Below are 24,971 nucleotides of genomic sequence, written 5' to 3'. Positions count from 1 at the left end.
ATTTTTTAAATTTCTTCTCTACTTAATTGATTTCTATGTTTTCTTCTTTCAAGTTCAGATAGTATTCTCTTTCTCAATCTCAAATGATTAGGTGTTATTTCAACTAATTCATCATCTGAAATATATTCTAGTGCTAATTCAAGTGTGAACTTTTTAGCAGGAGCTAGATTAACATTGTCATCTGAACCTGCTGCTCTCATGTTAGTTAATTTCTTACTCTTACATGTATTTACAACAAGATCATTATCTTTTGTATGTTCACCAACTACCATACCTTCATAAACTTCATCACCAGGTTCAACAAATAGTATACCTCTTGGTTGAAGGTTATTTAATGCATATGCATAACAAACACCAGCTTCTATTGCAATTAATGCACCTTTTTTACCAGTAGCTATATCTCCCTTATACTTTTCATATTCAAGGAAAGTATGATTTAGTATACCAGTACCCTTAGTTTCAGTTAAGAATTCATTAGTAAATCCTAATAATCCACGTGATGGAACTTTAAATTCTAGTCTAGTATATCCATCATTATTAGGTGTCATACTTATTAACTCACCTTTTCTCAAACCAAGCTTTTCTATAACAACACCACTAAAATCACTGTTAACATCTACTGTAACAAGTTCTATAGGTTCACATTTTTCACCATTAATTTGTTTGTAGATAACTTGTGGTCTTGAAACAGCAACTTCATATCCTTCTCTTCTCATATTTTCAAGTAGTATAGATAATTGTAATTCACCTCTACCTTTTACAATAAAGGCATCAGCACTATTTGTTAATTCTAATCTCATACTTACATTATGGCTTACTTCTTTTTGTAGTCTTTCTAGTATATTTCTTGAAGTAATGAACTTACCATCACGACCTGCAAAAGGTGAAGAATTAACCATAAATGTCATTGATAAAGTAGGTTCATCAATTTCTATTAAAGGTAAAGCCTTAACATTATCTTTATCACAAATAGTTTCCCCTATATCTATATGGTCTATACCTGCAATGGTAATAATTTCACCACAAGTTGCAGTTTCAGTTTCTACTCTTTTTAGTCCTTCATATGTATAGATTCTTCCTATTTTAGCTTTTACTACATCACCATTTCTTTTAACAATGGCAACTTCTTGGTTTCTTGATATTTTCCCATTATATATTCTACCTGTTCCAAGTTTCCCAACATAATCATCATACTCAGTATTCATAATTTGCATTTGTAAGGGTTTATTTTCATCACCAGATGGATCATTTGCATATTTTAAGATTGTTTCAAATAAGTCTTTCATATCACTATGATCACTATTTAAATCAAGCTTTGAGATTCCCATTTTTGCACTAGTGTAGACTATAGGGAAGTCTAATTGTTTTTCATTAGCACCTAGTTCGACAAATAAGTCAAAGACGTTGTTAACAATTTCTTCTGGTGTACAGTGTGGTCTATCAATCTTATTTATTACAACAATAGGGCATAATCCATGATCTAATGCTTGTTTTAGTACGTATTTTGTTTGAGGCATAACACCTTCAAAAGCGTCTACAAGTAAAAGTACAGAATCTACCATTTTTAAAATTCTTTGTACTTCACCACCAAAATCAGCATGTCCTGGAGTATCAACTATGTTTATCTTATAGTCCTTATAATGTATAGAGGCATTTTTTGAGAATATTGTAATACCTCTTTCTCTTTCAAGGTCGTTATTATCCATAACTCTTTCTTCAACTTTTTGATGACTTGAAAAAGTTCCTGATTGGCGTAATAGTGCATCGACTAATGTTGTTTTACCATGGTCAACGTGAGCTATTATCGCTATATTTTTTATCTTTTGCATTATATCTCCTTTTTGTTATAGCATTTATTTTCAAATTTTTCTTTTTCTACGATACATCTTTGATGAGTACCTGTACCTATTAATATATCATCATTCATATAGCAGTCTACATTAAGGTTAATTAATCTTCCATTAACAGAAGTAATTTCTGCTCTGCAAGTTATCTTTGCCCCAACAGGACTTGCTTTTAGGTGACGAATATTTACCATAGTACCAACAGTAATTTCATCATTTTCTAAAAATTGATCAATTAATTCAGTAGATGTTAATTCCATAAAGGAAATCATGCAAGGTGTTGCATAAACTTTTGCCTTTCCAGAACCCCAAATAGTTGCTAAATCATTTTCAGTTACTATCATATCTTTTTTTAAAATTGAACCAATTAATATGTTTTTCATTTAATATCACCTTCTAACGAACTAACTAAAATTGTAACATTAAAGACTATATATTGTCAAATTACAAAAAAAAGATTATACTATACGTAAGGTCGAAAAAAAGTGCTTGACAAACTTTTTTTAATTTGATAGTATAGTATTGTTCAAAAAAAGGCGCCTAGGTAGCTCAACTGGTTAGAGCATACGGTTCATACCCGTAAGGTTATCAGTTCGACCCTGATCTTAGGCACCATTTTTTTTTACAGAAAGGATGAAAGTTGGATACACGGCTAAAAAAAATCATAGATGAAAGTGATAATATTGTGTTTTTTGGAGGAGCAGGAGTGTCTGTTCCATCAGGTATACCAGATTTTAGATCAAGTAACGGATTGTATTCCAAAAATCCTGAATATCTTTTGAGTATAGATTATTTCAATGAAGATAAAGAAGGTTTTTCAGAGTTCTATAAGAAAAATTTAGTTTATCTTGATGCAAAGCCTAATAAAGCTCATATGTTTCTTACAAAATTAGAAAAAATGGGTAAGTTAAGGCAGTTATTACACAGAATATTGACAACTTACACCAACTTGCAGGTACTAAAAATGTAATAGAGTTACATGGTAGCTTGTATCGTCAATATTGTATAAAGTGTAAGAAAAAATATACCATATATGATGTAATGAAAGATAAGGGTATTAGTAGATGTAGTTGTGGTGGTGTAATTAGACCAGATATTACCCTATATGGTGAAATGTTAGACTATACATCAAGTAGTAGAGCGATTAAATATATACAAAATGCAGATGTGTTAATAGTAGCTGGGACATCATTATCAGTATATCCTGCAGCAGGATATATTAGATACTTTAATGGAAGAAAGTTAGTGTTAATAAATATGACTAAAACTAATATGGACTATATTGCAGACTTAGTCATATATGATGATATAGAGAAAGTGTTAGGTGAATAGTGTGGATCTCAATAGTTTGAAGGTGTTTTATGAAGCGTGTCTTGCTAAAAGCTTTACAAAGGCAAGTCAGAAGTTATACATTAGTCAATCAGCAGTATCTATACAAATAAAGAAACTAGAACAAAGTATGGATGTTCAACTAATTGAAAGAAATTCAAAATCTTTTAAATTAACAATAGAAGGTCAAAATTTATTCAAAATGGCTCAAGATATTTTTGAGAGAGTAGATAGAATGGAATGTGTTATGAAAAGATTAATAACTGAACAAAAAAAGAAGATATTAATCGGTGCAACACATAATGTTGGTGAACCTATACTACCTACGATAGTTAAAAAGTATTTACAATTAAGACCTAATGTTGAATTAGATATATTTGTAAAAAACTCAGCAACCTTATACAAATACTTAAAAGAAGGTAAGTTAGATGTAATAATAACGGAAGACTTGTATATTAAAGACGATAGTATAAGGGTAATTAATACAGATGATTATCCTTTTGTAATAATAGCACCAAATGAAATTGAAAATTATGAAGATTTAAATAATATATATTATCTAAAGCGTAATGCAGAACAAACATTGCTATATATAAATAAATTTGAAGAAAAAATTGGGATAAATATTGAAAAGATAATGAATGTAAATGGTAGTATAGAAACAACCAAAAGATTAGTAAAAATGGGTGTTGGATATGCTGTATTACCATATTATTGCGTACATGAAAATTTAAAGTATAACGAATTTAAAGTAATGTATAGATTTACAAAGAGCTATAATAAGTTTCAAATTATGTATATGAGAGATAATACAACTAATGATTTGATAACAGATTTTGTGTCATTTGTTAGAAAAATAGATATTAGAAGTTCACTAAAAGATATTAAGAAAGTGTAAGAATATGGAAGAATTTAATTTTGATGAGATAGTTAATAGGGAAGATACAAATTCCTCAAAATATGATGAAGCATTTGACTTATACAAAAGAAAAGACTTAGATATATTATCTGTTGCTGATATGGAATTTAAAACAGCAGATTGCATTAAAAAGGCAATAATAGATAAGGTTAATAAGGGGATATTAGGCTATACAAGTAGACCTAAAAAATATTTTGAATCTTATGTGACTTGGTATGAAAAAAATTATGACTTTAAATTTGATGTAGATTGTATGGTGCACTGCCCTGGTGTAATATCAGGTATGAGAGTTGTAATAGAAACATTTACAAAAGAACATGATAAGATATTAATATTTGAACCTGTATATGCTTCATTTAAAAGAATAGTAGGAAATACCAATAGAGATATTGTAATAAGCGAGCTAAAAAATGAAAATGGTAAGTTTGTAATAGATTTTGATGATTTTTATAGAAAAATACGTGATGTTAAGGTGATAATAATATGTAATCCTCATAATCCATTAGGTAGATCTTGGACAAGTGAAGAATTAAAAAAGATTGCTAATATTTGTAGGGAGTATAACGTTCTGGTTATATCAGATGAAATACACGCAGATTTAACCTTATTTAACAACAAACACCATGTTTTTAGAAAATATTATGAAAATACAATTACCTTCATATCTAGTACAAAAACATTTAACTTATCTGGAATACAGGCAAGTGTATGTGTTTTAAGAAACAAAGAAGAAGCTAGTATATATTTTGATGAATGGAGAAAAAAAGATATATATAGACCTAATGCTATAGCAATAGAAGCTATTATGGCAGCACATAGTGGGGCAACATTATGGCGAGATAACTTAAAAAAATATATAGAACAAAACCTATTATTCATAGATAAGTTTTTAAAAGAAAACTTACCTAATGTTAAATTCTTTATTCCAGAAGCAACATACCTTTGCTTTATAGACCTTAGAAGTCTTGGTATACCAGAAAAACAAATGCAAGACATTTTAGTGAATAAGGCTAATTTAGTGGTAGTTATGGGTAGTGTCTTTGGAGAAAGTGGAAAGGGTTACATTAGGTTAAATGCAGCCTGTAGTAGAAAGAAATTAGAAAGAGTGTTAAAAAATATGTTAAAAGCCTTGGGATAGGCTTTTTTTAACTCATATATACATTTAAATAGTATTATGATATAATACAAAGAGGTGATTTTAATGAGAGTATTGGGTATAGATCCAGGTACAGCTATAGTTGGGTATTCAATTTTGGATATAGAAAATGGGAAGTACAAGCTAATTGATTATGGTTGTATATTTACTGAACAAGATTTACCTATGCCCAGAAGATTGGAGATAATATTTCAAAGATTAGATACGATTATTAAATTATATAAGCCAAGAGAAGTTGCAATTGAAGAATTATACTTTTTTAAAAATCAAAAGACTGTAATAAAAGTAGGACAAGCAAGGGGTGTAATAGTTCTAGCTTGCCAAATGAATGGTTTAGATATATTTGATTATACGCCATTACAGGTGAAAATGGGAGTTACATCATATGGTAGAGCAACTAAAAAGCAAATACAAGAAACTGTAAAAATGATATTAAATTTAGATGAAATACCCAAACCAGATGATGCAGCAGATGCAATTGCAATAGCTATAACACACATAAATAATAGGAATATCCCGACTACAACAGGGGCTAGAGTTAGAAAGAATAATTTTAAATCTGGACAAAAAATCAGCTTAGAGGAATATAAGCTACTAATGAATAAGAAATAAGGAGAAAAAATGCGTATCGTTTTATACCAACCAGAAATTCCGTATAATACAGGAAATATTGGTCGTACTTGTGTATTAACTAATTCAGAACTACATTTAATAAAACCATTAGGATTTGAATTAGATGAAAAGAAAATAAAAAGAGCAGGACTTGATTATTGGCATGATGTCCAATTATTTGTATGGGAAAGTTTTGAAGAATTTTTAGAAAATAATAAGGGATGTAGAATATTTTATGCTACAACTAAGACTGATACTCGCTATACAGACGTCAAGTTTAATCAAGATGATTTTATTATGTTTGGTCCTGAATCAAGGGGTATACCTGAGGACATATTAATGGAAAATCCAGAAAGATGTATAACAATACCTATGTTACCTTTGGGAAGATCATTAAATCTTTCTAATTCGGTAGCAATTATTTTATATGAAGCATATAGACAAACAAACTTTAATTTTTATAACTAAGGAGGATACATGAAATACATAACAACACCTATATACTATCCAAATGCAAAGGCACATATAGGAACAGCATATACAACAATATTGTGTGATACACTTGCAAGATATGAAAGATTATACGGACAAGAAGTTAAATTTTTAACAGGTACTGATGAACATGGACAAAAAATACAAGAATCAGCAGAGAAAAATAAGGTGACACCACAACAATGGGTAGATAAAATGTCAAAAGATTTCATTGATTTATGGAAGGCTTTATCTATATCAAATGATGACTTTATACGAACAACAGAACAAAGACATATAGATACAGTGCAAAAGATACTACAAAAAGTTTATGATAATGGTGATATATACTTAGGTGAGTATAAGGGAAAATACTGTGTATCAGAAGAAACATTTGTAACTGAAAGTCAATTAGTTGATGGGAAATATATGGGTAAGGAAGTAATAGAAGTATCTGAACCATCATATTTCTTTAGACTATCAAAATATGCAGATAAGTTACTTAAATACTATGAAGAACACGATGATTTCATTATACCAAAACAAAGAAAAAATGAATTGATTGCGTTTATAAACCAAGGGTTACAAGACTTATCTATTTCAAGAACATCATTTAATTGGGGTATACCAATTAATCTTACAGAAGAAAAGAATCATATAGTATATGTTTGGTTTGATGCATTAACTAACTATTTAACAGGTGCAAAATATGGAACAGATGAAGAATATTTCAATCATGTTTGGAATAATGGAGATATTTATCACTTTGTTGGTAAAGATATTTTAAGATTCCATGCAATAATATGGCCTGCAATGTTAATGTCAGCTGGTATAAAGTTACCTGACCATATAGTTGCACATGGTTGGTGGACAGTTAATGGTGAGAAGATGAGTAAGTCTTTAGGTAATGTAGTAGATCCTATAGAAGAAGTAGAAAAATATGGTGTAGATGCCTTTAGATACTTCCTATTGCGTGAATCTACACTAGGACAAGATGCAGACTATTCAGAAAACCAAATGGTATTAAGAATAAATGCAGATTTAGCTAATGACTTAGGTAATTTATTAAATAGAACACTAGGTATGCAAAAGAAATACTTTGGAGAAGTAGTTAAAGAATCAGGAGAAAGAACAGAAATAGAAAATGGTATATATGAACTATATAACGAAGTATTAAAAGATGTATATTCTAAGGTGGAAGAAGCAAACTTTTCTAAGGCACTAGAATCTATATGGAAGTTAATATCTAGAATGAATAAGTACATAGACGAAACTATGCCATGGAACTTATTTAAAGAAAATAATCTTGATAGACTAAGAACAGTAATGTATACACTATTTGATATGATATACAAGTGCAGTTATTTAGTTTCTCCAGTATTAATTGATTCAAGCAAAAAAATGCTAAATCAATTAGGTGTTGTAGATATTAAGACAAATATATATGAAATTGGTGACTATATGCCTAATACTAAGATAGGAAATGCTAGCCCCATATTCCCACGTATTGAAAAGAAAGAAAAAGAATTTGATGATGAATTAAAAATACAAGATGCAATAAATATAGATGATTTTTCTAAGGTAAAAATATCTGTTGTTGAAATATTGAAAGTTAGTGAAGTAGAATCATCAGACAGATTACTTAAGTTCATAGTTGATACTGGTAAGGAAAAAAGACAAATATTATCAGGTATAAAGCATTATTACAAAGAACCTAAAAAGTTAGTTGGTAAAAAAGTCTTGGCAGTTTTAAATCTAGAACCAGTTAAGTTAGTAGGTAACATTTCTCAAGGTATGTTACTTACAACAGAACAAAAAAAGAATGTTAGACTTATAGAAATTTCTGATGAAGTAAAAGTTGGTGCTAAAGTGAAATGATAAAAAAGATATTTATTTCTCTTTTATTACTTTTATGTATGTCATGTTTTGACTTTAATAATAGGGAAGGGAAATATTTAGATTATATAGAAAGTGGTATAATTTCTTTATATAATGGAGATAAAGACTATATCAAATACTTTGATAAGGCGTATTCTCAAAACCCTAGTGATGATTTATTATACAAGGTGGTGAATAATCTACTAGAGTATGATGAATTAGTTAAGTTTTATAGTACAAAAAAAGATAAGTGTTTGGGTTATGATTATTATATAAACAAGGACTTTGTAAAGGCAAAAGATAGTGGTAATGTGCTTGCTATAAAGGCTTTATATGAGCAGTATTACTATAATTTTGAATTTAAAAAGGCATATAACATACTTACTAAGTGTAATGTTAAGAGTGATGAATATATATATAAGGTGTTGGATAAAAATAAGGATGAGTTTTTTGAAGTTGAAGAGATATATAACAAGATGAAGGATAAAAAAGCGAGTGATGATGAAAAAGAAAAATTTAAAAACTTCGTTATTAATTATCCTGTAGACTATGAAATTGTTTATGATGTCTTAAAAGACGATATAGAAAAGAATGATAAAACGGCTTTGTTTATAAAATACCTTACCTTGGATAAGGATAGTGTAGTGTCAAATCAAATTTTAAACAAATTAGTTAGTATGAATTTTGGACCTGCAATAGAAGAATATGTTAGTGTTAATAAGATAGACAATCCTAGTGTAGAATTGTTAGATAAGATGAATAAGTATGCAAAAAGGGCCTATGCAATTTTACTTTCAAATTGTGTAGAATCAGGTAATATATCAAATATTAACTATATTTTATCAAATGTAGATGATAATCCTAAAAATTGTATATATATTGCAGATTTTGACTATTATTACAAAGACTTAAAAACTGCGTATAATGAATATTTGAAGGCATATAGTTATGGGTTTGATATAGACTATGTAGTATATAGATTATCGGATATAGCAAAGAAGATAGGAAAAGAAAAAGAATTTCTAAAATTAACAAAGAATTATACTGGAGAAAATGAATATATCATATTAAAGATGAGATATGATTTATCAAAAGACAAGCTAGAAAAAAAGAGAATAGCATTGAATATGTGGATTACAAATCCTAAGTTAGCAGCAAGCTGTTTATTAGAATTATCTAAAAATGATAAAAACATTGCTTGCTATACGAATATATTAAAAATGTATAAGTGAGAGTGAATATGAAAAAAATTTTATTATTATTTACAATATTTTCTGTATTTTCATTTTCTAATGAATGTAGCGGGAATAAATGTATGATAGAAAATAAAGTGGTGGAAAATGGAAATAAAATTGTAAATGATTTAGATTACAATAAACTAAAAAATAAATATATTGTATATGGCTCTATATATTGTCATGTTTGTGTATCTGAATTTAAGCATATGCAAGAAATAAAGAATAAGTATAAGGATATGGCAAATATTGTGAGTGTAATATATCCAAATGAAACAAAAGAAAAAATAGAAGAATATTTCAAAAATAATGGATATAATTATGAAGTTTACTATGACAATAATGGTGATATGGCAAATTATATGGGTATTAAATATGTGCCTATGATATACAAGTATGATGGTGAAAAGAATAATATAGTAGAGCTAGATGATGAATATTTCACTACTAAGACTTTCTATAATCATGAAAAATTAAATATTGATAAAGCTGTTAGAGAAAAATTACAAGATATTAAGGTAAAGGATGATAAGGAAAAAGAGTATAGATTATTAGATATAGTCTCTAGCAATACTTTAATAATCTACGGTGCACCTTGGTGTTCTGATTGTGTAAAAGAATATGAAAGACTAAAAAAAATAAAGGGCAATAGAAAGTTAATCTATTTGATACAACCAACTAAGTATACTTATGAAGAATATCTAGATTATTCTAAGGGTAAATCTAATGTTTACTATATCTTAAACGATGAAATAAAGAGTAGATTTAACCTAAAGTGGATACCTAGTGTACTAGAAGTTAAAGATAATTTATTTACAAATGGCTTTATTGGAAATGATGAATTTAAGGTTAAATAAGGTGTAAAAATTTTTTTACACCTTTTTTGTTGCTTTAAATAGGTATTAGATAATCTAGTTAAAAAATGCAAGAATTTCATATAAAAAAAAGATGACAAAATACATTAATTGGGATATAATATGGATATATTGTGAAAAGGTTGTGGGAACACCACAACATATAGTGAAAGGTGGATGTGCAGTGTTAGTAAAAAAGCGTGATGGAAGAAAAGTCCAATATGATGAAAACAAGATAATCAATGCTATAAATAAGGCAAATGCAGAAGTTACAGAAAGTGAAAGAGTTTCACATGAAAAAATATTAGAAATAGTTTCTGAAGTTGAGACAACTCTAAAGAATAACTTGACTGTTGAAGGAATACAAGACTTTATAGAACAAAAGTTGATGGAAGATAATAAGTATGTATTAGCTAAAAAATATATAATATATAGATATAAGAGAGCTTTAGTTAGAAAGGCAAATACAACTGATGATTCAATATTAAGTTTGATAAGTAATAAGAATAAGGAAGTTGGAGAAGAAAATTCTAATAAGAATGCAAGCGTTGCCTCAACACAAAGAGACTTAATAGCAGGAGAAGTATCTAAAGACTTAAGTAGAAGAATACTTTTACCTGAAAAATTAAGAAAAGCTCATGATGATGGTGTACTACATTTTCACGATATGGACTATTTTTTACAACCCATATTCAATTGCTGTTTGATAAATATTAAAGATATGTTAGAAAACGGAACTGTAATGAACGGTAAGCTAATTGAATCACCTAAGAGCTTCCAAGTAGCTTGTACTATTATGACACAAATTATTGCAGCTGTTGCAAGTAGCCAATATGGTGGTCAATCTGTAAATATTAAACACCTAGGAAAGTATTTGAGAAGAAGTAAAGAAAAGTACTTAAAACAAATAAAGGAAAAATTTGAAGGTGAATTAACAGAAGATTTATTAGAAAAATTAGTAGATGAAAGATTAAAAGATGAATTGAAATCAGGTGTACAAACAATACAATATCAAATAAATACTTTGATGACTACTAATGGACAATCACCATTTGTTACACTATTCCTTGAAATAGATGAAAATGATCCATACAAGGAAGAAGCAGCAATGATAATAGAAGAAGTCTTAAAACAAAGATATGAAGGTATAAAAAACGAAAAAGGAGTATATATTACACCAGCATTCCCTAAATTAGTTTATGTTCTAGATGAATGTAATTGCTTAAAAGGTGGTAAGTATGACTACTTAACAAAACTTGCTGTAAAATGTAGCAGTAAGAGAATGTATCCAGACTATATTAGTGCTAAAAAAATGAGAGAAAATTATGAAGGTAATGTATTTAGTCCTATGGGATGTAGATCATTTTTATCTCCATACAAAAATGAAAAAGGTGAATATATATTTGAAGGTAGATTTAATCAAGGTGTTGTCAGCTTAAATCTTGCACAAATAGGTATATTATCAGGGCCTAATGAAGAAGAATATATGAAGTTGTTAGATGAAAGACTTAATTTAGCCTATGAAGGTTTAATGGCAAGACATAATAGATTGATGGGAACACTATCAGATATATCACCAATACATTGGCAATATGGTGCAATTGCTAGACTTAAAAAAGGTGAAAAAATAGATAAGTATTTACTTAACGGATACTCAACAATATCATTGGGATATATAGGGCTATATGAAGCATCAAAACTTGTTACAGGTCAAAGTCACACAACTAAAAAGGGACTTGAATTTGCATTGAAAGTTATGCATAAATTAAGAGACGCTTGTGATAAGTGGAAAAAAGAAACTGGTATAGGATTTGGGCTATATGGAACACCAGCAGAATCTCTATGCTATAGATTTGCTAAAATAGACTTAGAAAGATTTGGAAGTATAAAGGATATCACTGATAAGGGATATTACACAAATTCATATCACGTAGATGTTCGTGAAAAAATAGATGCAATGAGTAAATTTGAATTTGAATCACAATTCCAATCTATCTCTAATGGTGGAGCTATATCTTATGTAGAAATTCCTAATTTATCAAAAAACCTAGAAGCAATAGAAGAAGTGGTTAAATTTATGTATGATCATATACAATATGCAGAATTCAACACTAAGTCAGACTATTGTCACGTATGTGGATATGATGAAGAAATAATAGTAAATAGTGATGGTGAATGGGAATGTCCACAATGTCATAATAAGGATCATGGAAAGATGAATGTAACTAGAAGAACTTGTGGTTACTTAGGTGAAAACTTCTGGAATGAAGGTAAAACTAAAGAAATTAGTAAAAGAGTTCTACATCTATGAATTATGCTTTAATAAAAGAAATGGATGTTGCAGATGGACCTGGTATAAGAACGTCACTTTTTGTTAGTGGTTGTAAGCATAAATGTAAAGGTTGCTTTAATGAAGATATTTGGGAATTTGATACAGGTAAAGAGTTTACTTATGATACTATAGAGTATATTGTTAAATTGTTAAAAAGAGACTACATTAAAGGGCTAACTCTTTTGGGTGGTGAACCATTAGATCCAGATAATCAAGAATGGGTGTATAAGCTTGTAGTTAGAGTGAGAGAAGAAGTGCCTAATAAGACAATATGGTGCTATACAGGGTACACATATGAGTTTGTTATAGGGTACATGTATAAGAAGTTGCCATATACAAAAAAACTTTTAGATTTAGTTGATGTATTAGTGGATGGTAAATTTATACAAGACTTATTAGATCTAAAACTACAATTTAGAGGTTCAGCCAACCAAAGAGTTATAGATCTTAGAAAAACTGAAAAGGAACATAAGATAATCTGGGCACTTAGTAAGGAAGAAGAAGCTAAGTATAGGAAGAGAAAACAAACAAATAATATATAATATGTGAAAACTGTATAATTAAATTTCGTCTTGATTTTATTAAACAAAATGATATAATATACTTGAAAGAGATATATAGGTCTCGCTCTAGGCTGTGCATGAGTGGTGTAGTTTTCACGCTAGAAATAAAAACATATGGCTTTTAAAAAAATTAAAAGTAGTGCAGGTTGTTTACAGTTTTTGAAACAAAGAATTGAAAAAATTCAAAAAACTATAAGACTAGATTTAAGAATTTATTGAATCTAGTTTTTTTATATAAAATTAGGAGAGTAAGAATGAATAAAAATTTAATATAGGTAAGTTTTCCCATTTAATGGGATTACATTATTGTGATAAAAATAATAATTATGCATCTGTATATGCTAAAAATATTATATACAATAAGTTAAGTGATTTCGAAATATATAATGATGTTATAAAGTCAAGAAAAATACCATTAAAAAGTTTCAAAGATAGAGTATTAACAATAAATTTCTTTTTAAAGAATTTGGAAAAAGCCCGATTTGTTAGTATGAATAACAAAAATACGACTATAAAGTCTGTAAATTTTTTACTGGAAATAAATGATAACAAATATTTGCAACTTGGTTTAGCAATAGATAAATGTGGGACTTATTATATGGAAACATTTTTAGTAAGAAATAATGATAATAATATTAAATATATCCCTAATTGTACAATTAAAGATATTTATAAAAAAACAAGCGAAAAAATAATTAGATTTTCATTTGACACTGAAAAGCAAGCTAAACTAGATGAAGTTGCAAAGATAGATAAAAACTATGATTATCATGAAGCATTAAATAAGAGTATTGAAGAAATAAAACAAGAAAAAATAAATATCTAAGTAGAGATAATATATAATATGAAAAAAAGTTATTGACATAAGATTTAAAAAATGCTATTATAATTATTGTCTTGATGGAACGGTGTTTAGCGCAGCTCGGTAGCGCACTTGCCTTGGGAGCAAGGGGTCGTAGGTTCAAATCCTATAACACCGACCATGCGGGAATAGCTCAGATGGTAGAGCGTCAGCCTTCCAAGCTGAATGTCGCGAGTTCGACCCTCGTTTCCCGCTCCATCTATGGTGACCGTAGTTCAGTTGGTAGAGCGCCAGTCTGTGGATCTGGTTGTCGCGAGTTCAAATCTCGTCGGTCACCCCACTTGAACAAAATATGCGTGAGTGGCGAAATTGGTAAACGCACTAGACTTAGGATCTAGCGCTTCGGCTTGAGAGTTCGAGTCTCTCCTCGCGCACCACTTTTAGAAGCTAAGCTTCTTTTTTTTATACATTTTGTTGATTTTCATTAAAAAATCTGTATAATATGATTGAATGGAGTGAAAAAATGAATTGTAAATTTAGTAAAGACAAGATTTTAAAAGTTGCAAAGAAAGAATTCTTAAAAAAAGGGTATAAGGGTGTTTCAATGCGTCATATTGCAAAGTTATGTAAGTTAACAACTGGTGCTATATATGGTAATTTTAAAAATAAGGAAGATATGTTTAATCAAATCATCTTAGTGGATATGCCAAAAATACATGAAGTTTTTGAAATTGCTAAATCTAAATCATTAGCTTGTAACAAAAAAGTGGTGGATATATTAAAAAAAGGTATAATAACTGAAGAAGTAATGGATGAAGCTATGAATATGTATAAGATTATGTTTGAATACAAGGATAGTTTTATACTACTATACTCATCACAAGGTACAGAATATGAAAAGATAGTTAATACCTTTACGGAAGAAGATATTAAATCAACAATAGATTTATACAAAAAAGTAAAAGGTGTAGTAAAGATAGAAAAATATATAGAAAGAATATTAAGATTAATAGCAAGGGAATGCTTTAGTGGAGCTATTCCTTTCCTTATAGATTATGAAAACTATGAAAAAGCTAAACCATATCTAAGACTATATTTCAAATATTACCTTACAAGCTTTTTGTTTTTAGTAAACTACAAAGAAAATTTGACAAAGTAATAGAAAAATTGCTATAATACTATTGCCTTGCTTTAAGGGGCTTACTCTTAGGGCTATTAAACCAGAAGGAAAGGAGAAAAGAAAATGACAAAATACGAAATTATGTTCATACTTTCAACACATTTAACTGATGAAGAAAAGAAAGAAAGTGTTGCAAAGGTTGAAGACATATTAGCTAAAGCTGGAGCACAAGAAATTTCTACTGAAATCATGGGAGAAAGAAAATTAGCTTATCCTATTAAGAAAAAAGAAAATGGATATTATGTTTTAACAAACTTTGTTATTGATGGAACAAAACTAATCGATGTTGAAACTAAGTTAAATATAACTGAAAGTTTATTAAAATACATGATTGTTAAGAATGAGAAGTAAACCAGGAAGGTGAACTAAATGAATTATGTAGGATTAATGGGTAGATTAACAAGGGACCCTGAATTAAAGCAAACATCATCTGGAAAATCATATTGTAGATTTTCTATTGCAGTAAAAAAAGAATTTGTTAAAGATGGCGTTGATTTTATAAACTGCGTTGCTTGGGATAAAAGAGCTGAGTTTATAGCCAACTACTTTGGTAAAGGACAAAGAATACTAGTCCAAGGAAGAATTAATGTAGGATCATATGAAGTCAACGGAGAAAAGAGAAATTCATTTGATGTAGTAGTAGATAGGGCAGAATTTATTGAAACACAATCTAATTCTGGTTCAAGTTTTGACAAGAACGCAGATACAAATGATTATATAGATACCGTAGATGATCCTGATGATGGTGAGGATTTCCCATTCTAAAAGGAGGTAAGAAATATGAAACCAGTTGCTGAATTTAAGAGAAGAAAAAGAAGACCAAAAGTTAAATTTAAAATAGAAGAAATTAATTACAAAAATGCAGAATTATTAAAAAACTTTATGAATGATAAAGGAAAAATATCTCCTGCAAGAGTAACAGGTCTTGATGCTAAACTTCAAAGAAAAATAGCAAAGGAAATAAAGAGAGCAAGACAAATCGCTTTATTACCATATACAAAGATAGAAAAATAGATTATACAGTGAGGCTAAAATTATGGTCTCACTTTTTTTATGATAGTTGATTCTGCTAGCATTTTCCTGTATAATAAGGCGAGGTGAGAAATTTGAAAAAAAAGTTACAATATTTTTTGCTACTATTACTAGGATTAATAGTAGTAATTACTGCCATAGTTAAGGAATTATGGGTGTTGAATAAGGAGAAAAAACAAAATGACAGTGTAGTTATTACCGATGTCAAAAAGAAAAATTTCAAATCTGAATTATTGGAAAATATAGTAGATAGTTTTAAAGATTTATCAAATAAGGAAGAACTTAAGCTTGATAATTTCTCATTGGTTAAGTATGATAACAAGACATATTTTAAAATAGAGATACCTGAATTAAAAAATAGTACATATTTAATACATTATGAGGGTATAAATGTAGCGACACTACACGCTAATATATTAGAAGTAAATGAAAAAAATATGCCCATTTTTCAAAAAGCAATAAGCATACTTATACAAGTGTCAGATAAGAGTATAAAAAGAGAGGAAGCACTACAAATCTTATCAGAACTTTTGACTAGTTTAAATAAGAATAAAAGTTCGGTACAAATAAAGTACATTAATGGCTTAGTCTATACAATAGAAGTTAAGGATGATAAGAGTATATTGTTTACTGTCAAGTAGGTAATATTCCATCTTGACAAGTGTACACCACGTGTGAAGGTGTATATTATGCTTGCAGTCCAGATTTTAATAAGTTTAAAGATGGTTCTATCGATTATCATGTTACTTATGGAGATACGATTGATGAGGCAGTAAACAATGTATATGAAGTAATTGTTTTAGAAATGAATGACTATGTTAATGAAAATATAGAAATTCCTAGATTATCAACTTTTGATGAGTTGCAAGAAAAAGTTGGAGAAAATCAAATCATATCGTTTGTAAGGTTTAATTTAGAATATGAGATAGCAAAAGTAAAGCAAGCTTTAAAAAATAAGACTGTTGTATTACCAGTGTGGCTAGATATATTAGCACAAGAACAAAAAATTAATTTTTCTCAGTTATTACAACAGGCTTTAAAAGAAGAATTGAAGATAAAGTGATGTAGTTAAAAAAAGACTAAATGCTCATTAGCATTTAGCCTTTTTTTGTTTCTTACTTGTCTATTTTTGCAACAACTCCAGAAGCTACTGTTCTTCCACCTTCTCTTATCGCAAATCTTAATCCTGGTTCCATTGCGATTGGGTGTATTAACTTAACTTCTACTGATACGTTGTCTCCTGGCATTACCATTTCTACTCCTTCTGGTAATTGTACTTCTCCAGTTATATCAGTTGTTCTAAAGTAGAATTGTGGTTTGTATCCTGTGAAGAATGGTGTATGTCTTCCACCTTCTTCTTTTGTTAGAACATATATTTCACCTTTGAATTCTGTATGTGGTGTTATTGTTCCTGGTTTTGCTAATACTTGTCCTCTTTCTACTTCTTCTTTCTTAACTCCTCTTAATAATGCTCCGATATTATCCCCTGCTTCTCCTTGGTCTAATAATTTTCTGAACATTTCGATTCCTGTTACTGTTGTCTTTGTAGTTGGTTTTATTCCTACTATTTCTACTTCTTCTCCAACCTTAACTGTTCCTCTTTCTACTCTTCCTGTTACTACTGTTCCTCTTCCTGTTATTGTCATAACGTCTTCTATTGGCATTAGGAATGGTAAGTTTACTGGTCTATCTGGAGTTGGAATGTAATCGTCTACTGCTTTAATTAATTCTAGAATTTGTTCTTCAGCTTTTGCGTCTCCTTCTAGTGCTTTTAATGCAGATCCTTTTACTACTGGTATTTCATCTCCTGGGAATCCATATTCAGTTAATAATTCTCTTACTTCCATTTCTACTAATTCTAGTAATTCTTCGTCATCAACCATATCTACTTTGTTTAAGAATACTACTATGTAAGGTACTCCAACTTGTCTTGCTAGTAATATGTGTTCTCTTGTTTGTGGCATTGGACCATCTGCTGCTGAAACTACTAAGATAGCTCCATCCATTTGTGCTGCTCCTGTTATCATGTTCTTTACGTAGTCAGCGTGCCCTGGACAGTCTACGTGTGCGTAGTGTCTTGTTTCTGATTCGTATTCTATGTGAGCAGTGTTGATTGTTATTCCTCTTTCTCTTTCTTCAGGTGCTTGGTCGATATTTTCAAAATCTACCTTTTGTGCTAACCCTTTTGCTGCTAATACCTTTGATATTGCTGCTGTTGTTGTTGTTTTACCATGGTCAACGTGTCCTATTGTCCCAATGTTAACGTGTGGTTTACTTCTTTCATACTTTTGTTTTGCCATTTGTTTTTCCTCCAAAAAATTAATAATATTTTTTTAAATTATACCATAGTTTATGCGTTTTGTCTAATGATATTAGAATTGTAGGGGCTAATTAAAAAAATTACGAGGAAATGATACAAAATGAAAAATTAATGTTTCTGGAGATAGAAGCATTTTTTTGATTTTTAAATAGATATATTTACTTTTTTTTGTTATACTATATATACCGTAAAGGCTAAAATAAAAGGAGGTGTACATAATGGAAAATATGGATAAGTTGAGCGAGAAAAAAGTTGAAGAATTAAAACAAGAAATAAAGGCAAGACTATCAGATAATTATGATGAAAAGGAAAATGAGGAAGAAAAAGTCAGTTGTGAGGAAATAGCTGATGAGATAAGGAATATAGGGACAGAGGAAGAATTGCATGAGTACTTAGAAGAACATCATGATGTAGATATAGCAGAATCATTTGAAGAATTTGAAGATGATGAAGATATATTAAGGATTTTGAATGCACTAGACTATGAAGAAAAAGCAAATGTAATAGAAGAAGCAGATGAAAAAATACAAAAAAAGATAGTTGAAATATTGCCAGAAGATGAAGTTATTGAAATATTTTCACATATGTCACCCGATGATATAGTCGACATTTTAGGGTATATAAACTTCCAAAAGAGGAAGAGCTTACTAGACAGCATGAAAAGATCAGATGCTAATAAGTTAAGAGAATTATTAGGTTACGAAACTGATAGTGCTGGGGGTATAATGACAACGCAGTTTATAGCCTTCAAAAAAAATCTTAAGATGAAAGATATATTAGAAAAAATAAAGATAATAGGACCTAAGACAGAGTATATAGAAACAATATTTGTCTTAGATGAAAATGGAGCTTTAATGGGGGAAGCCGATTTAAGAGACATACTTTGCTCATCAGACGACACCCTATTATCAGAAATTACAGAAGAAAATTTTAAATATGTTAATCCCAAAGACGACCAAGAAGAGGTAGCCTTACTAGTTTCAAAGTATAGTTTAAAGGTAGTTCCTGTTGTTAGTGATAAGATGGCTTTAATGGGGATAATAACAATAGATGACGTTGTAGATGTAATACAAGAAGAACATACAGAAGATATGCTTAAATTAGCAGGTACTGGTGATGATGAAGATATATATACATCCCTATATGAATCTACAAAAAAGAGGTTACCATGGTTATTGATAAATTTATTAACAGCATTTTTAGCTTCATTCACAGTAGGCTTATTCCAAAACACTATAGATAAAGTAGTTGCATTAGCAGTTACTATGCCAATAGTTAGTGGAATGGGTGGTAATGCAGGAACACAAGCATTAGCTGTAACTATAAGGTCTATAGCCCTTGGTGAATATGATGGTAATGATAATTTAGAAATATCAATAAAATATATAGTTTTAGGATTTATTAACGGACTACTAATAGGAATAGTATGTGCATTAATAATTTCGCTAGCTTTTCAAAATATCTACTTAGGTGTAGTAATACTTTTGTCAATGATAGGAAATTGTATAATTGCCTGTCTTGTAGGATATTTAATACCTATAGGACTACAAGCTATGAATATAGATCCAGCGATGGCATCAGCTGTAATATTAACAACAGTAACAGATGTATGTGGATTTTTCCTATTCTTAGGTTTAGCAACTATGTTTATAACAAAACTATAAATTGACACTAACTTTAAAATTATTGTATAATATATAGAAAAAGTAATAAAAAAATGGAGGTAAATATGAGATTACTAATAAATCAAGTCTATGATGTGTTAAATGAAAATGCAAAAAAGATTTTTAACATAGAATTAGATAGTAAATATGTTCAAAATTCAACAAAGAAGGAATTTGGAGATTTCCAAACAAACTTTGCAATGGTAAATGCAAAAACATTAGGTAAAAATCCACGTGAAATAGCACAAGAATTTATAGATAAATTTGATGGAAAAGGGATAATTGAAAAATTAGAATTAGCAGGTCCAGGATTTATTAATATATTTGTAGCAAAAGAAAAGATTAATGATGAAATAAAGAAATTTGGTAAGGAAAAATTTGATTATGAAATACCAAATGACAGATTGGTTGTAATAGATTATTCATCACCTAATATTGCAAAAAGAATGCACATAGGGCATTTAAGATCAACAATAATAGGGGACTCAATAAAGAAGATCTATGAAGAAATAGGATTCAAAGTATTAGGAGATAACCATATAGGAGACTGGGGAACACAATTTGGTAAATTGATAGTAGCCTATAACAAGTGGTTAAATAGAGAAGCTTATGAAAAAGATGCAATAGAAGAATTAGAAAGACTATACGTTCTATTCTCAACTGAATCAAAAAAAGATCCTTCACTAGAAGAACAAGCTAGAGAAGAATTAAGAAAGGTTCAAATAGGAGATCCAGTAAATCTTGCACTATGGAAAGAATTCATAGCTTACTCTATGAAGGAATACAACAAGGTATATGACAGATTAAACATTAAATTTGAATTAGTTAATGGAGAATCTTTCTATAATGACATGATGCCAGGTGTATTAGAAGATCTAAAAAAACGTGGTATAGCAAAAGAAGATGATGGTGCATTAGTAGTATTCTTTGATGAAGATAAATTACCACCATGTATCGTACAAAAGAAAGATGGAAGTTTCCTATACTCAACTTCAGATCTTGCAAAGATAAAATATGTAAAAGATGAATTAGGTGGAGATATATCAATATATGTTGTTGATGAAAGACAACAAGGTCACTTCAAACAAGTATTTGAAATAGCTAAGATGTTAGGTGCTCCATATGATTATGAAAAACACCACACACAATTTGGAATAATGAGATTTGGTAATGGTGTAATATTATCATCACGTGGTGGAAATGTAATACATTTAACAGACTTACTAGATCAAGCAAAAGAACAAGTTAGAAAAGTTGTAGATGTAAAAAATCCTGACCTAAGTGATGAAGAAAAAGATAAAATTTCAGAAGCAGTTGGAGTATGTGCAATTAAGTACTTTGACTTGAGTCAAAATAGAACTTCACCTATCTTATTTGAATGGGATAGAGTTTTAAGTTTCGAAGGAAATACAGGACCATACTTACTATACACATATGTAAGAATTAACTCTATACTAAGCAAGGTAAATAGTACTGATGAAAATCAAGATGTATTAGTAGAAGGTTCTACGCCATTAGAAAGAGAATTAGTATCAACTATACTTAAATTCCCTACATCAGTTATTAAAGCATATGAAACAAAAAGACCTAATGTTATTGCCGACTATATCTACGATTTAGCTAAGAAATTCAATAGTTTCTACAATAGCGAAAAGATATTAACAGCACCAACAGAAGAATTAAAAAATGCAAGAGTACTTTTATCACAAAAAGTAGGAGAAGCTTTGAAAAAAGGTTTAGGATTATTAGGTATAAAGACAGTTGATAAGATGTAAAATAAAGGAGTGTGATTTTATGCTTAAAAAAATCTTGTTTTACATTTCTCTATTACTTTTCTTCATTTCTTGTGATGCACAAATTGCAAGGAATCAATTTGAAAGAGGAGAATACAGGGAAAGTATTAAAACAACATTAAAAATAGCAGGAGACAATAAATATACAGGGTTATCATTAAAAGAAAAAGAAGAAATTTTAAAAAGATTTAACACAATAGATTCTTACTACAAGTCATTAGAAAATACAAATAATGTACAAATAAAGTATGATGCATTTGCTGTAGGGTATATGGTAAATAGATATATGCCAGAAGTGTTAACCAGAGATAATTATCTAACTAAATATACTACAAATAGACTAGCTAGTAGTCTTGAACATAGTATAGCAAGAAATATTAATATGTATTCTAAAGGGGAATTAGATACTCTAGCAAATATACAAAAAGATATGCGTGATATTAACATATATTCTTCAGAATATTCTGGGATGTATAAGGATGTATCAAGAATGTTAGCAGATAAATTCTTTAGTTTGTATAAGGCTAGTACATATGAAGATGAACAATTAAAATACTTAAAATTAACATATACTACATATCAAGACTTTGATTCAAATTATTTAGGTTCAAAATCTAAATACTATGCATTAGTTAAGACTATAGACATACGTAATGCTAATGAATATTTAAATGATGCTAGAAGAGACTATAATTTCGCAGATTATGAAAGAGCTATAGATAAATTTGATAAGGCATATGAAATATTTAATAAGTATTCTGACTATAGATATATTCTAAGCGATATAGATGTGTATAGAGAAGTTTGTAGAAATAGAATAAAACAAATTAAGGCTCAAGAATACTATGAAAGAGGTCTATACTATCAATCAAGAGGAGACTACAAAAGAGCAGCTGAAGCTTTCTACAATGCACATAGATTAGTTGATAATTACAAGGGAAGCTACAGACTATACAAAGAAAACAAAGAAAAAAGTAATTATGAAAGAACATATACATTATCTACAAACGCTGGCTATGAAAAAGAAGCACAAATAGAGAGAATATTAGCTAGATATGGATATACAAAAGTATCTTATGGGGCAAATATTAACTTAAAGTACTTTCAAAATGTAGACTATGATCAAGATAACACTAAAGAAAAAGTGACTGTAAGCATGAGAGTTGTTGGTAATGGTATAGATAAATCAAGAAAGGTTGAAAAAACAAATAGATATATGTATAACGGATACATGGGACTAGATAGATTGCTAAACTTCTACCAAAGAGATATAGATCAAGAATTTGTTGAATTGATAAAAAGTGTAGGAAGTAGTTTAAGATAATTGGAGAAGTAGATGGATATTCTAAGTAATATAGGAGAGAAGTATAAAGAATTATCAGAAACTGAAAAGCTTGTTGTAGATTTTGCGTTGAAATATAAGAATAAAGAAGAATTGAAAATAAAAAACATTGAGGATGCCTTATACATATCCTCATCTACAATAATACGTGCATGTAAGAAGTTAGGGTATAGTTCATTTTCTAAGTTTAAGTTTTCTCTTATCAACATACGTGAGAATGAAAATGAGAATAAGGTAAATGATTTTAAAAAAGTAAAGGAAACAATAAAGTCGGACTTTTTAAAAACACTAGGTATCTTGAATGAAGAAACTATAGACAAAATAGTTGAGTCTATAAAAATTTCAAAGAGAATATTCTGTATAGGTCTAGGTATGAGTTCACAAGTTAGTACAGAGTTTAATAGACAACTAAAGCTATTAGGCTTTTGGTCTAATGACTATATTGAAAAATATGCAATAGAAAGAATACCAGAAATAGCTGGACCAGATGACCTAATAATAGTATTCTCACTTAGTGGTGAAGACAGTGAAATCAATAATATACTAATAAATAGCAAAATGAATGGAGTTAAGATAGCTTGCATATGTTCACTAGGTAATAACACACTAGGAAATATTAGTGATATTGTGTTATCAGTATACAATACTGTCTTAAGAAAAAGAGTCAGATCAAGACTTATGTTACACCTAGCAGCAACCATGATAATTGAAAAGCTTGTGTTAATGATAAAATAGGTTAAAAAAAAGAACATAAATGGAAAAAAGTATAAATCAATATAGATTTATGCTTTTTTTTAATGGTTAAATAACAGATGGGTATATATGTAAAATAAAGTTGAAAATTTTAGACTAGAAATGATAAAATAAAAAAGTTGTTTTTTTAAACAAAAACAAGTAAAAGCATAACAATAAGGAGGAAAAAATGGAGAATACAGTGATATTATCTAAACTACTATATAGAATTAAACAACATTTTAATTTTTTAACTACTAAAAAGCTTTTAATTTCATTTTTAGTAATAATGACTAATATTACTTTAGCAAAAAATTTAGACAATTTTGTATATTATACAAATGTAATAGAGGGTACTAAACACGTAGACTTACATGCAGTAGATTTTGAATTTGCAGACTATTTCCTAACACAATTAAAAATAGATAGGGAAGTATCTAGTGAGTTTCAAGATATAGACATAATATATTCACAGCATATGGATACTATGGAGGATAACATACATTAGCAGTAGGATTTAGTGGAACTAATGAAGAACGTAACTTTGTATATAAATTAAGTGGTTCAGTAAATAATAAGGGAAATCTTGCATTCGGTGTTGGAGCTGGAGTTATGCTTGGTGAAGAAAATGAAAATAATTATCCTGAAAAGGTTAAAAAAGAAAAAGTAAGAAAAAGGCAGTTTTAGAAAAAAAGCTATCTTTTTTGATTACACAAAAAAAAGAAAGTAAACAAGGTTAAAAAAGTATTGTGTGGAGAGTTAAACAAACATTAACTTTGAAATAGTAATAAATAAAAGGTTAAATAATGAAATGCATAGAACTGTAAAATAAAGTTGATTTTTATTGGGGGGGGGTGTTAAAATGATAGAGATCGCAAATATTTACTTTATAATATAAACATTAAAAAATAGA

The 24,971-nt window shown here is 29.0% G+C and carries 24 protein-coding genes, 5 tRNA genes and 1 pseudogene; 27 read left to right on the top strand and 3 right to left on the bottom strand.

Annotated elements, in window-relative coordinates; genetic code table 11:
- Positions 1-5 precede the first annotated feature (5 nt).
- Positions 6-1,829 carry a translational GTPase TypA gene (typA, locus tag VC03_RS04310; RefSeq protein ID WP_046328823.1) on the bottom strand — a complete coding sequence of 608 codons (1,824 nt, stop codon included), beginning with the start codon at positions 1,827-1,829 and terminating at the stop codon, positions 6-8.
- Positions 1,829-2,227 (bottom strand): thioesterase family protein, encoded by a 399-nt coding sequence (locus VC03_RS04305; RefSeq protein WP_046328822.1) that lies wholly within the window; start codon positions 2,225-2,227, stop codon positions 1,829-1,831. The genes typA and VC03_RS04305 overlap by 1 nt, the downstream gene beginning before the upstream one ends.
- 155 nt (positions 2,228-2,382) lie before the next feature.
- Here VC03_RS04305 and VC03_RS04300 point away from each other — a divergent pair.
- From VC03_RS04300 to VC03_RS04195, 22 genes and pseudogenes are all read left to right on the top strand, one after another.
- Positions 2,383-2,459, top strand: a tRNA-Met gene (locus tag VC03_RS04300).
- Between the two features lie 25 nt (positions 2,460-2,484).
- Positions 2,485-3,176, top strand: a pseudogene (locus tag VC03_RS06940) (NAD-dependent protein deacylase).
- Between the two features lies 1 nt (position 3,177).
- Positions 3,178-4,071, top strand: a complete 894-nt coding sequence (locus VC03_RS04290; protein WP_046328821.1) for a LysR family transcriptional regulator — start codon at positions 3,178-3,180, stop codon at positions 4,069-4,071.
- Positions 4,072-4,075: 4 nt separating this feature from the next.
- Positions 4,076-5,230 carry a MalY/PatB family protein gene (locus VC03_RS04285; protein ID WP_046328820.1) on the top strand — a complete coding sequence of 385 codons (1,155 nt, stop codon included), beginning with the start codon at positions 4,076-4,078 and terminating at the stop codon, positions 5,228-5,230.
- Positions 5,231-5,293: 63 nt separating this feature from the next.
- Positions 5,294-5,860, top strand: coding sequence for a crossover junction endodeoxyribonuclease RuvC (gene ruvC, locus VC03_RS04280; RefSeq protein ID WP_046328819.1), 567 nt, complete (start codon positions 5,294-5,296; stop codon positions 5,858-5,860).
- Positions 5,861-5,869: 9 nt separating this feature from the next.
- Complete coding sequence (locus VC03_RS04275; protein WP_046328818.1) at positions 5,870-6,328, top strand: tRNA (cytidine(34)-2'-O)-methyltransferase; 459 nt, start codon at positions 5,870-5,872, stop codon at positions 6,326-6,328.
- 9 nt (positions 6,329-6,337) lie between these two features.
- Positions 6,338-8,209: a methionine--tRNA ligase gene (gene metG / locus VC03_RS04270; RefSeq protein ID WP_046328817.1), complete on the top strand. Its 1,872-nt coding sequence runs from the start codon at positions 6,338-6,340 to the stop codon at positions 8,207-8,209.
- Complete coding sequence (locus VC03_RS04265; RefSeq protein WP_046328816.1) at positions 8,206-9,441, top strand: hypothetical protein; 1,236 nt, start codon at positions 8,206-8,208, stop codon at positions 9,439-9,441. The genes metG and VC03_RS04265 overlap by 4 nt, the downstream gene beginning before the upstream one ends.
- A gap of 8 nt (positions 9,442-9,449) precedes the next feature.
- On the top strand, positions 9,450-10,301 hold the full coding sequence (locus VC03_RS04260; RefSeq protein ID WP_046328815.1) for a TlpA disulfide reductase family protein: 852 nt from the start codon (positions 9,450-9,452) through the stop codon (positions 10,299-10,301).
- Between the two features lie 181 nt (positions 10,302-10,482).
- A complete protein-coding gene (gene nrdD / locus VC03_RS04255; protein WP_046328814.1) occupies positions 10,483-12,609 on the top strand; it encodes an anaerobic ribonucleoside-triphosphate reductase in 2,127 nt (708 codons plus the stop codon).
- Entirely contained in the window at positions 12,606-13,172 is a 567-nt protein-coding gene (gene nrdG, locus VC03_RS04250) for an anaerobic ribonucleoside-triphosphate reductase activating protein (protein WP_046328813.1), read from the top strand. Before nrdD ends, nrdG begins: the two co-directional genes overlap by 4 nt.
- 313 nt (positions 13,173-13,485) lie before the next feature.
- Complete coding sequence (locus tag VC03_RS04245) at positions 13,486-14,019, top strand: hypothetical protein (RefSeq protein ID WP_046328812.1); 534 nt, start codon at positions 13,486-13,488, stop codon at positions 14,017-14,019.
- A gap of 80 nt (positions 14,020-14,099) precedes the next feature.
- Positions 14,100-14,176 (top strand) — tRNA-Pro (locus tag VC03_RS04240).
- 1 nt (position 14,177) lies between these two features.
- Positions 14,178-14,253, top strand: a tRNA-Gly gene (locus VC03_RS04235).
- Positions 14,254-14,259: 6 nt separating this feature from the next.
- A tRNA-His gene (locus VC03_RS04230) sits at positions 14,260-14,335 on the top strand.
- A gap of 14 nt (positions 14,336-14,349) precedes the next feature.
- Positions 14,350-14,432, top strand: a tRNA-Leu gene (locus tag VC03_RS04225).
- Positions 14,433-14,518: 86 nt separating this feature from the next.
- Positions 14,519-15,154, top strand: a complete 636-nt coding sequence (locus VC03_RS04220) for a TetR/AcrR family transcriptional regulator (protein WP_046328811.1) — start codon at positions 14,519-14,521, stop codon at positions 15,152-15,154.
- A gap of 84 nt (positions 15,155-15,238) precedes the next feature.
- A complete protein-coding gene (gene rpsF / locus VC03_RS04215) occupies positions 15,239-15,526 on the top strand; it encodes a 30S ribosomal protein S6 (protein ID WP_046328810.1) in 288 nt (95 codons plus the stop codon).
- Positions 15,527-15,544: 18 nt separating this feature from the next.
- Positions 15,545-15,940, top strand: a complete 396-nt coding sequence (locus tag VC03_RS04210; protein WP_046328809.1) for a single-stranded DNA-binding protein — start codon at positions 15,545-15,547, stop codon at positions 15,938-15,940.
- A 15-nt stretch (positions 15,941-15,955) separates the two neighbouring features.
- Positions 15,956-16,189 (top strand): 30S ribosomal protein S18, encoded by a 234-nt coding sequence (gene rpsR, locus VC03_RS04205; protein ID WP_046328808.1) that lies wholly within the window; start codon positions 15,956-15,958, stop codon positions 16,187-16,189.
- 92 nt (positions 16,190-16,281) lie between these two features.
- Positions 16,282-16,848, top strand: coding sequence for a hypothetical protein (locus VC03_RS04200; protein WP_046328807.1), 567 nt, complete (start codon positions 16,282-16,284; stop codon positions 16,846-16,848).
- A gap of 20 nt (positions 16,849-16,868) precedes the next feature.
- Positions 16,869-17,270 (top strand): type II toxin-antitoxin system HicB family antitoxin, encoded by a 402-nt coding sequence (locus tag VC03_RS04195; protein WP_052727699.1) that lies wholly within the window; start codon positions 16,869-16,871, stop codon positions 17,268-17,270.
- Positions 17,271-17,322: 52 nt separating this feature from the next.
- Here the strand turns inward: VC03_RS04195 and tuf are convergent, their stop codons facing one another.
- Positions 17,323-18,507, bottom strand: a complete 1,185-nt coding sequence (gene tuf, locus VC03_RS04190; protein ID WP_046328181.1) for an elongation factor Tu — start codon at positions 18,505-18,507, stop codon at positions 17,323-17,325.
- A gap of 238 nt (positions 18,508-18,745) precedes the next feature.
- Here tuf and mgtE point away from each other — a divergent pair, with 238 nt between their 5' ends.
- The 5 genes from mgtE to VC03_RS04165 all read left to right on the top strand — a co-directional run bounded on the left by mgtE (position 18,746) and on the right by VC03_RS04165 (position 24,566).
- On the top strand, positions 18,746-20,191 hold the full coding sequence (gene mgtE / locus VC03_RS04185) for a magnesium transporter (protein WP_084710358.1): 1,446 nt from the start codon (positions 18,746-18,748) through the stop codon (positions 20,189-20,191).
- A gap of 65 nt (positions 20,192-20,256) precedes the next feature.
- A complete protein-coding gene (gene argS, locus VC03_RS04180; RefSeq protein ID WP_046328806.1) occupies positions 20,257-21,966 on the top strand; it encodes an arginine--tRNA ligase in 1,710 nt (569 codons plus the stop codon).
- A 19-nt stretch (positions 21,967-21,985) separates the two neighbouring features.
- Entirely contained in the window at positions 21,986-23,308 is a 1,323-nt protein-coding gene (locus VC03_RS04175) for a hypothetical protein (RefSeq protein ID WP_046328805.1), read from the top strand.
- Between the two features lie 12 nt (positions 23,309-23,320).
- On the top strand, positions 23,321-24,061 hold the full coding sequence (locus VC03_RS04170) for a MurR/RpiR family transcriptional regulator (RefSeq protein ID WP_046328804.1): 741 nt from the start codon (positions 23,321-23,323) through the stop codon (positions 24,059-24,061).
- Between the two features lie 187 nt (positions 24,062-24,248).
- Positions 24,249-24,566, top strand: coding sequence for a hypothetical protein (locus VC03_RS04165; RefSeq protein WP_046328803.1), 318 nt, complete (start codon positions 24,249-24,251; stop codon positions 24,564-24,566).
- The last annotated feature ends 405 nt before the right edge of the window (positions 24,567-24,971 follow it).

The organism is Sneathia vaginalis, from assembly GCF_000973085.1.
GTDB classification, from domain to species: domain Bacteria; phylum Fusobacteriota; class Fusobacteriia; order Fusobacteriales; family Leptotrichiaceae; genus Sneathia; species Sneathia vaginalis.
Note: the sequence above shows the minus strand (reverse complement) of the source record. Positions and strands in the feature narration are given on the sequence as shown.